The sequence below is a fragment of the Agrococcus sp. HG114 genome (assembly GCF_024723325.1).
In the GTDB taxonomy this organism is placed as follows: Bacteria; Actinomycetota; Actinomycetes; order Actinomycetales; family Microbacteriaceae; genus Agrococcus.
The window spans coordinates 1-8,017 of record NZ_JANQCH010000106.1 but is presented as its reverse complement, the minus strand read 5'-3'; the positions used below and the strand labels follow the sequence as shown (position 1 = coordinate 8,017).

General features: G+C 73.0%; 6 protein-coding genes. All 6 read right to left on the bottom strand.

Annotated elements, in window-relative coordinates; genetic code table 11:
* Positions 1-539, bottom strand: a 539-nt coding sequence (locus NWP09_RS10020; protein ID WP_258275370.1) for a hypothetical protein, incomplete at its 3' end; no start/stop codon positions are given.
* On the bottom strand, positions 536-1,144 hold the full coding sequence (locus NWP09_RS10015; protein ID WP_258275369.1) for a hypothetical protein: 609 nt from the start codon (positions 1,142-1,144) through the stop codon (positions 536-538). The genes NWP09_RS10020 and NWP09_RS10015, both read right to left, overlap by 4 nt.
* A gap of 34 nt (positions 1,145-1,178) precedes the next feature.
* Complete coding sequence (locus tag NWP09_RS10010) at positions 1,179-2,393, bottom strand: hypothetical protein (protein ID WP_258275368.1); 1,215 nt, start codon at positions 2,391-2,393, stop codon at positions 1,179-1,181.
* 22 nt (positions 2,394-2,415) lie between these two features.
* Positions 2,416-2,724: a hypothetical protein gene (locus NWP09_RS10005; RefSeq protein ID WP_258275367.1), complete on the bottom strand. Its 309-nt coding sequence runs from the start codon at positions 2,722-2,724 to the stop codon at positions 2,416-2,418.
* A 166-nt stretch (positions 2,725-2,890) separates the two neighbouring features.
* Entirely contained in the window at positions 2,891-3,178 is a 288-nt protein-coding gene (locus NWP09_RS10000; RefSeq protein ID WP_258275366.1) for a WXG100 family type VII secretion target, read from the bottom strand.
* A 142-nt stretch (positions 3,179-3,320) separates the two neighbouring features.
* Entirely contained in the window at positions 3,321-7,880 is a 4,560-nt protein-coding gene (locus tag NWP09_RS09995; protein ID WP_258275365.1) for an FtsK/SpoIIIE domain-containing protein, read from the bottom strand.
* Between the last annotated feature and the right edge of the window lie 137 nt (positions 7,881-8,017).

Below are 8,017 nucleotides of genomic sequence, written 5' to 3'. Positions count from 1 at the left end.
AGCGCGCCCAGCGCGAGGCCCAGCGCTCCTGCCACGAGCACAGCGGCGCGCCACGCTCCGGCGCCCGCGGCCGAGGCCGGGCCGGGCGCGGAGCCCATGATCCACCAGCTGAGCGCGGCGAGCAGCGCGGTGCCGAAGCCGAGCAGCAGCAGCTGGCGGTCGCGGGGGCGCGACCCGCGGAGCCACCGGACCGCCGCGGCGACCTGCACGAGCGCGGCGACGACGAAGCTCACGCCCGCGATGGGCACCGACACGTCGCCGTCGAAGCGGTGGAAGCCGAGCGGGTCGCCCAGCAGCGCGGCGAGCCCGATGAGGGGCGCGATGACGGCGAGCAGCAGCGGCAGGAGCAGCCAGAGCCCGGCCATGCCGCTGCCCTTCGCGCCCGCGACCCGCGCGAGGCCCGCGCCGTCCTCGCCCATGTGCTCGAGCGCGGCGGGATGGCGCTGGAGCGCGTACGCCTCGAGGATGCCGAGCCGGGGCTCGGCCGCCGCCGACAGGTCGTCGGCCCACGCGAGGGCGGTGTCGTGCCGCAGGCTCATGCCGCGCCCCCCAGGCTCCATGCCTCGGCGGCGACGATGCCCGCGGGGGGCCGGGCCCGGAAGGCCGACCCGTCGGGCCGCTCGAGCTCGACGCGGTCGGCGAGGTCGCGGAGCGCGGGGGCCGAGAGGTCGACGACCTCGGCGACGGTCGGGTCGATCGAGAGCGCGAGCGCGGCGTCGCCGTCGTCGAAGGCGAGCACCGCGAGGGCGGCGGAGGCATCGGCCTCCTCGAGCCGCACGCGAGCCGTCACCAGGATGCCGGGCCCGAGCGTGCCGCTCTCGACCGGCTGGACGGACGCGCCGGCGGCGTGGAAGTCGGGCAGCGCGGCGCTGTCGACGACCCTCGCGCGCACGACCGCGAAGACCGGCAGCGCGACGGGCCACAGGAGCCACGAGAGCAGGTCGTCGTCCTCGCGGCGATCGAGCCCCAGCTGCAGGAGCGCGGGCACGGCCGAGTCGAGATCGGCGCTCCAGCGGTCCCCGAACGCGGCCCGGAGCGCGGCGGTGCTCGCGTCGACCCATCCCGCGTCGTCCGCGCCGAGCGGCGGCATGCCGAGCCAGCCCGGTGCGGCCGAGCTCGCAGAGATCCGCCACGTGGCCGTCACCGATCACACTCCTCGTCGCTCGAGCGCGCCCCGATCACCAGACGACGTCGAGGGCGGGCAGCTTCTTCTTGATCGTCTCATGCCCCGTGAACATCGAGATCCAGCCGTCGTACTTGAGCGGCACGCCCATGAGCCCGTGCAGGAGGTCGGACGCGGTGGCGAGCGCCGGCAGCACCCCGGTCACCTCGCCGATCTTCTCGTAGCCGGCGACGTCCTTGCCGGTCATGAGCCGCAGGAAGACGTCGCCGAAGCCGTTCGGGTTGTTGCCGGTCGCGAACTGCCTGAGGCTCCCGAGCGCGCCGCTGAGGCCGCGGCCGTGGAAGAGGTACGCGAAGCCGAGCTCGCGCGCCTGAGAGCCCGCGCTCCGCCACGCGGTGGCGCCGAAGACGCCGCCGAACATGTCGTCGGCGAAGCTGAACTTGCCGGTCGAGATCTTGCCGAGCTTGCCCCAGGGGAGCACGCCGACGATCGCGAGGCCCAGCTGCACCCAGCCGGCATCGCCCCGGATCTTCTGGTAGATCGTGAGGCCGAGCGCGACGAGGCCGATGACCGCGCCGATGAGCGCGAGGATCGGCCCGCCGAAGATGATCGCGAGCACGCCGACGACGAGGCCGGCCCAGCTGAGCGTCTTCTGCACGCCCGCGACGAAGCCGTCGACGTCGTCCCAGAAGCCGTCCTCCACCTTGCCCTCGAGCACGGTGCCGATGCCGTTCGCGGCCGACTCGAACGCGTCCTCCCACGTGTCGTAGTCGGCGTCCCAGTACCCGGCCTCGCGCTCCCATGCCTCGTACGCGGCGAGCTTCGCGGCGTCCTCCTCGGCCTGCCGCTGCGCCTCGGGGCTGTCGGGCTCCGGCTGCAGCCAGCCGCCGGTGCCGCGCGGCTCGACCGAGCCGGGGAGCGCGGCGAAGGCAGCCCACAGCTCGGCGCAGCGGTCGACGTGGCTCCTGATCCTGGGCTGCACGTCGGCGAGCGCCTCGCCGTAGGCGACGAGCACGGGCCCGGTCGGCTCGTAGAGCTCCCCGGCCTTGCGCAGGAGGCTGTGGCTGTCGCCGACGACCTCGCGCAGCTTCTCGACGGCGAGGCCCTTCTGGCCGTCCGTGCCGCTCTGCACCCGCTCGAGCGTCGTCGCGCTCTCCTGCATCGACTCGCCGAGCGACTCGATCGCCTGGCCGCGCGCGACGATGGCGCCCGGGTCGCCCTCGACGTACTCGATCCAGCGGCCCTTCGGCGACTGCGGTCCTGCATGCATCGGTGTCTCCTCGTCCTGCCGGTCAGGCCGCCGCGTCGGCGGACTCGAGCTTGACGGCCGCTTCCTCGTCGAACTTCGCGAAGCCCTCGAGCACGCCCTGCACGTGGTCGCGCACCTTCGTCATGTCGCGCGCGAGGTCGACGCGCTTGTCGTTCCAGCGGCTCTCGAAGTCGCTCGCCTTCGAGCGCAGCTCCGAGCGGCCGTAGGGGCGCCCGATCGCCGCCTCGAGCTCGTTCGACCGGTCGCCGGCGGCCTCGAGCTCGGCGATGATCGCGTCGAGCTGCTGGCGCAGCGCGAGCAGCTCGTCGAACGTGATGAGCACGTCGTTCATGGTCTCCCCCTGGGCTGCGGCGGCGGCGTGCCGCGGTGATGCTGTCGAACGTAGGCGGCGGATGCGCTGCGCGCGATGGGGAGGACTCCCCACGACGCGCGCGGCGCGGCCGCGTGAAGCGGCGCAGGGGCCCACCCTCGCGGTCGGCCCCTGCGCGCGCGGCGGGTCAGCTGCCGGCGAGCTGCTCGTCGAGCGACTGGATCGCCTGCATCATGCCGCGCAGCGCGTCACCCATCTCGGAGATGCCCTCGATCGCCTTCTCGAGACCCGTCGTGAGCTCCTCGTAGCCCTCGCCGAACTTGCCCGACGCGTGCTGCGTCTTGAAGTCCTCGCCCAGCAGCGTGTCGACCTGGCCCTTCAGGTCCTTCAGGACACCCGAGATGTCCTCCTTGCCCGCGTCGAGCTTCCCCGCCACGGACTCCATCTCTGCATATGATGCGCCGAAATCGGCCATTGCCGTCTCCTCATCGAATCGAGTTGTGCGGCCCGCCCGGACCACCTGGGACAAACCTAGGCAAGCGCGCCTGGGGCCGCGATGGGGAGAGGTACCCATGCCCCGCCGCGGGCCGCGCGCACGACGACCGCCGGCGCATCCGTCACCGCTGTGCGGCGGCCGCGCCCTCGGTCGCGGGCTGCGCGGCGCGCGCGCCGTCCGGCACGAGCGGCAGCTGCACCGTGAGTGCCCTGCCCTGCTGCACGAGGATGCCGCGGCCCTCGGGGAAGTCGCTCCGCTTGACCTTCGGGAACGGCACCTTGAACACCGAGTCTCCGTCGTACGCGTCGGGCTTGAGCACGATGCCCTTGCGGCCGGCCTTGAAGTCGCCGATGAAGCCGAAGCCGCCGGTGACCTGCGTGACGTCGGCGTCGCCGACGAGAAGGTGGTCGCTGCGGTTGACGGCCTGGAAGAGCGCCTTGAGCGGGCGCTCGGCATCCGAGTCGGCGAACTGCGGCACGTTCTCCATGACGATCATGATGCGGCCGGGGATCGACTCGTCGGCGACGATCTCGGCGAGCTCGGTCGCGAGCGCCTTCGCCTCGTCGGGCCGGGTCGCGCTGCGCACCCACGGCCGGAAGTCGTGCAGCACCGAGCGGCGGCCCGCGAAGTGGAAGAGCTTGACCTCGGGGTCGAAGCGCTCCATCGCGACGACGAGGGCCTTGAGCGCGTTCGTCTTGCCTGAGCCGGGCGGGCCCGCGACGACGAAGGTGCCCTGCGGGTCGAAGTCGCGGGCCGCGAGGGTGTCCTCGGCGACGCCGATGACCGGCAGGTCGTCGACGCGGTCGGGCAGCTGCTCGAGCGCGAGCCGCGTCGGCAGCGCCCCGATCTCCTCGACGTCGCGCACGCCCTGGGCGCGGAGCGCCTCGGCGAGCTGCCCCATGAGCTTCGTCTGCTCGGCGACGTTCGGCGTGCCGCCGAGCGTCGCGACCTGCATCTCGAGCCCGTCGATGATCGCGCGGCCCGGCGCGGAGCGGTCGTCGAGCACGTCCTTCGGGGCGCCGACGAGCACGTAGCCCGACTCGTCGGAGAGCCGCAGCACGACGCGGCGCGAGACGTTCGAGCTCACGGCGGTCGGCACGGCGCCCGAGCGGTCGGCGGTCGCGATCGCGTGGATGCCGAGCGGCCGGCCCTCGCCGAGGATGCGCATGAAGACCTGGTAGAAGGGCGAGCGCGCGCTCGTGACCTCCCAGTCGGCCTTGAACTGCGGGTAGTTGTCGAGCAGCAGGAAGATGCGCGTCGCCTTCGGCTCGACGAGCTCGCGGAACTCGGTGAGGCTCGACGCGTCGGCCGCGGCGAACGCCTTGCCGCGCCGGTCGAGCTCGCGGCCGAGCGAGCGCAGCAGCCGCTGCACGCGCTCGGCGTCGTCGCCCGCGATGATCGAGCCCACGTGCGGCAGCTGCTCGAGCGACTTGAGCGCGCCCGAGGCGAAGTCGAGCCCGTACACCTCGGCGCGGCCCAGCTCGGGGCGCATGCCCGCCGCGATGCCGATCGTCTTCAGGAGCGTCGACTTGCCCGAGCCCGACGTGCCGTAGACGAGCAGCGAGCCGTCGCGGTCGGGGTGGAAGTGCACCGGATCCTGGCGCTGCCGCTCGGGGATGTCGACCTTGCCGAGCACGATGCGGCTGTCGCCCTCGATCGGCAGGTCGCGCAGGTCGACGGTGGTCTCGAGGTCGTCGAGCCACGGGCGGCGTGGCGCGGGGATGCGGGCGAGCTCGCTCGCACGGATGAGCGTCGAGACGATGCGCTTCTGGTCGTTGGGGCCAAGGTCCTCGTCGTGCGCGTCCGACTCCGGTGCTGCCTCCGGCTCCCAGCGCTGCACCGAGCCGAACCGCAGCTCGGCGACCTTGACGTCGGCCGCCTGCTGCTCGGCGCGGCCCGTCCAGCCGCCCGCGTAGGCCGACTGGAACGGCACGAGCCGCCCGGGGCCCGTCTTCGCGATGCCGCGGCCCGGGATCGAGGGCGGGAAGGACGCGGCGACGGGGTCGTCGACGACGTCCTTCGAGTCGGACTCGTCGGCCATCCGCAGCGCGACCCGCAGGTTGGTGTTGGCCCGCAGGTTGTCCTTGATGACGCCCGCGGGGCGCTGCGTCGCCATGATGAGGTGGATTCCGAGCGATCGGCCGCGCTGGGCGATGTCGACGACGCCGTCGACGAACTCGGGCACCTCGCCCGCGAGCGCGGCGAACTCGTCGATCACGAGCACGAGCGCGGGCGGCGTCTCGGGGTCCTGCCGCTTCTCGAGCTCGAGCAGGTCCTTCGCCTTCTTGCGGTTGAGCAGGTGCTCGCGGTGGTGCAGCTCGGCGCGCAGGCTCGTGAGCGCGCGGCGCACGAGGTGCGGGCTCAGGTCGGTCACGAGGCCCACGCAGTGCGGCAGGTCGACGCAGTCGGCGAACGCCGACCCGCCCTTGTAGTCGACGAACAGGAACGTCACCCGGTCGGGGCTGTGCGCGGCCGCCATGCCGAGCACCCACGCCTGCAGGAACTCCGACTTGCCCGCGCCCGTCGTGCCGCCGACGAGCGCGTGCGGACCCTGGGTGCGCAGGTCGAGCGCCATGGCGTCGGAGGCGCCCTGCCCGATGATCGCGCGCAGGTTCCCCGCCTTCTTGAGCCGCGGCTTCGGCCCGCCCGAGCGGTCGAGGATCGTGTTGCTCTGCCGCCAGCGGTCGATGACCGCGTTCGGGTCCTCGGCGAGCTCGGGCCCGACGAGCGAGAGGAGCATGACGGCATCGGGGATGTCGGAGGAGTCGTCGACGACGATGCTCGCGTCCACGACGGGCGCGAGCCGCTTCGCGAGCATGTCCATGTACTCGTTCGAGACGCCCTCGACCTGCACGCCCTCGTACTCGACGCCCGCGCGCACCGTACCGACCCGCGCATCCGCGAGCCCGCCGGAGACGTCGACGAAGCTGCGGCACACCGCCGGGAGCGACTCGACGGTGGGCGCGACGAACACGCCGTAGACGCCGACCGCCGCGCCCCGCTCGAGGATCTGCGTGAGCCGCGGCCGGTCGACCGGCGCGTCGTTCGTGACGACGAGCACGACCGAGGTCTGGATGCTCGTGACGGTGTCCTTCGCCGCGCGCTCGACGTCGGAGCCGTAGCGCATGGGCGTCCAGTCGTCGTCGAGCGGGGTCTTGCGGTCGGCGGCCGCCTGCTTCGAGCGGCCGAGCACGAGCTCCTCGAGCGCGCTGAGGAGCGCGGCGCCGGCGGTCGCCGAGTCCGCGAGCGGCATCTCCTTGAACGGGCTCGTCTCGCTCGTCGTGTGCGGGAGCCACTTCATCCACTCGAGCTCGCCCGTCCACTCCGGGTCGCACAGCGCGACCGTGACGACCTCGTTGGGCGCGTGCAGGCCGTAGAGCTGCACCGCGAGGCCGCGCAGCGCGTCGGAGGCGAGCGACTTGGGGCCCGCGACGCCGATCGAGCCGACCGTCGCGAACGACTCGACGATCGGCACGTCGTCGACGTAGCGGTAGCGCTCGCGCAGCCGCTCGACGCGCTCGAGGTACTCGGGCAGGCCGTCCTGCGCCTCGTCGTCCTGGATCGAGTTGCGCGACTCGGCGCGGCACGTGCCGAGCCGCACCGAGAGGAAGTTCCAGTGCTCGGGGCGGCGGGTCCAGAGCATCGGGCCGAGCCGCATCGCGTGCTCGAAGACCTCGGCGACGGGCGGCACCTCGGCGCCGCGCACGCGCTCCTCGATCGGCTTCTCACGGTAGAGGATCTCCTCGAGCTCCTCGTAGCGCGCCTCGAAGATCTGCGCCTCGAGCTTGCGCTTCTGCCCGTTCTGCGTCTTCGTGTTGATGAAGTTGCCGAGCAGCATGAGCGGCGTCATGAACGCGATGAGCAGCGATCGCGGGCTCTCGGTGATCGCGAACATCGCGGCGGCGAGCAGGATCGGGGCGACGAGCATCGGCCACGGGAAGATGCGCTCGACCATCTCCTTGGGCATCCGCGGGCCCTTGTAGGCGGTGCCCGGGTAGCGCGCCTCGACGCGCGGGCTGCGGTTGAACATGAGCGCGCCGCCGCGCTCGAGCACGGGGTCGGGGCCGGATGCGTCGAAGGCGCCGACGAGGGAGACCGTCAGCGCGGTGTCCCCGAGGGTGAACACCGCACCCGGCACGACCCGCAGGCGGGAGACGAGCCCGCCGTCGACGACGATGCCGTTCGCGGAGTTGAGGTCGACGACCTCGATGTGCGTGCCGACCTCGATGCGCGCGTGCCGCTTCGAGACGAGCGGGTCGTCGAGCACGATGTCGCAGCGCGCGTCGCGGCCGATCGAGGCGTGGCCGCGGCCGAGCTGGAACTCCTGGCCGGCGAGCGGACCGCTCACGACGCGGAGCACCGCGATCGCCTCGAGCGCGCTGCCGGCGGGGCCGCCGCGGCGCGCCGCGCCCGCGCCGAGGTTCACGACCTGCGTGTGGAAGCCGCTGCCGATCGGCGCCTCGGCGATGAGCGCGTCGGGCTGCAGCTGCACGAGCTGCGTCTCGGTCGGCGGCGCGACGGCGAGCGACAGCGTGTCGCCCTCGGCGAACGGGATCGAGCGCTCGGGGTCGGCGAGCGCGATCTGGCGGGCGACGTCCTCGACGCTCGCGGTCGAGTCGGCCGTGATGACGACGTCGGTCGGCTCGGTCGTCGGCCGGTGCAGCGTGAGCTTGACCTTCATGCGGTGCCCTCCCCCTCGTCGTCGGCGTCGCGCAGCGCCGGGTCGTCGAGCAGCGCGAGGTCGGCGCGCGTGACGAGCTGCGACGAGACCGCGTACTCCACGAGCCGCGCGCGCCGGTTGCTCGCGAGCTTGCCGAC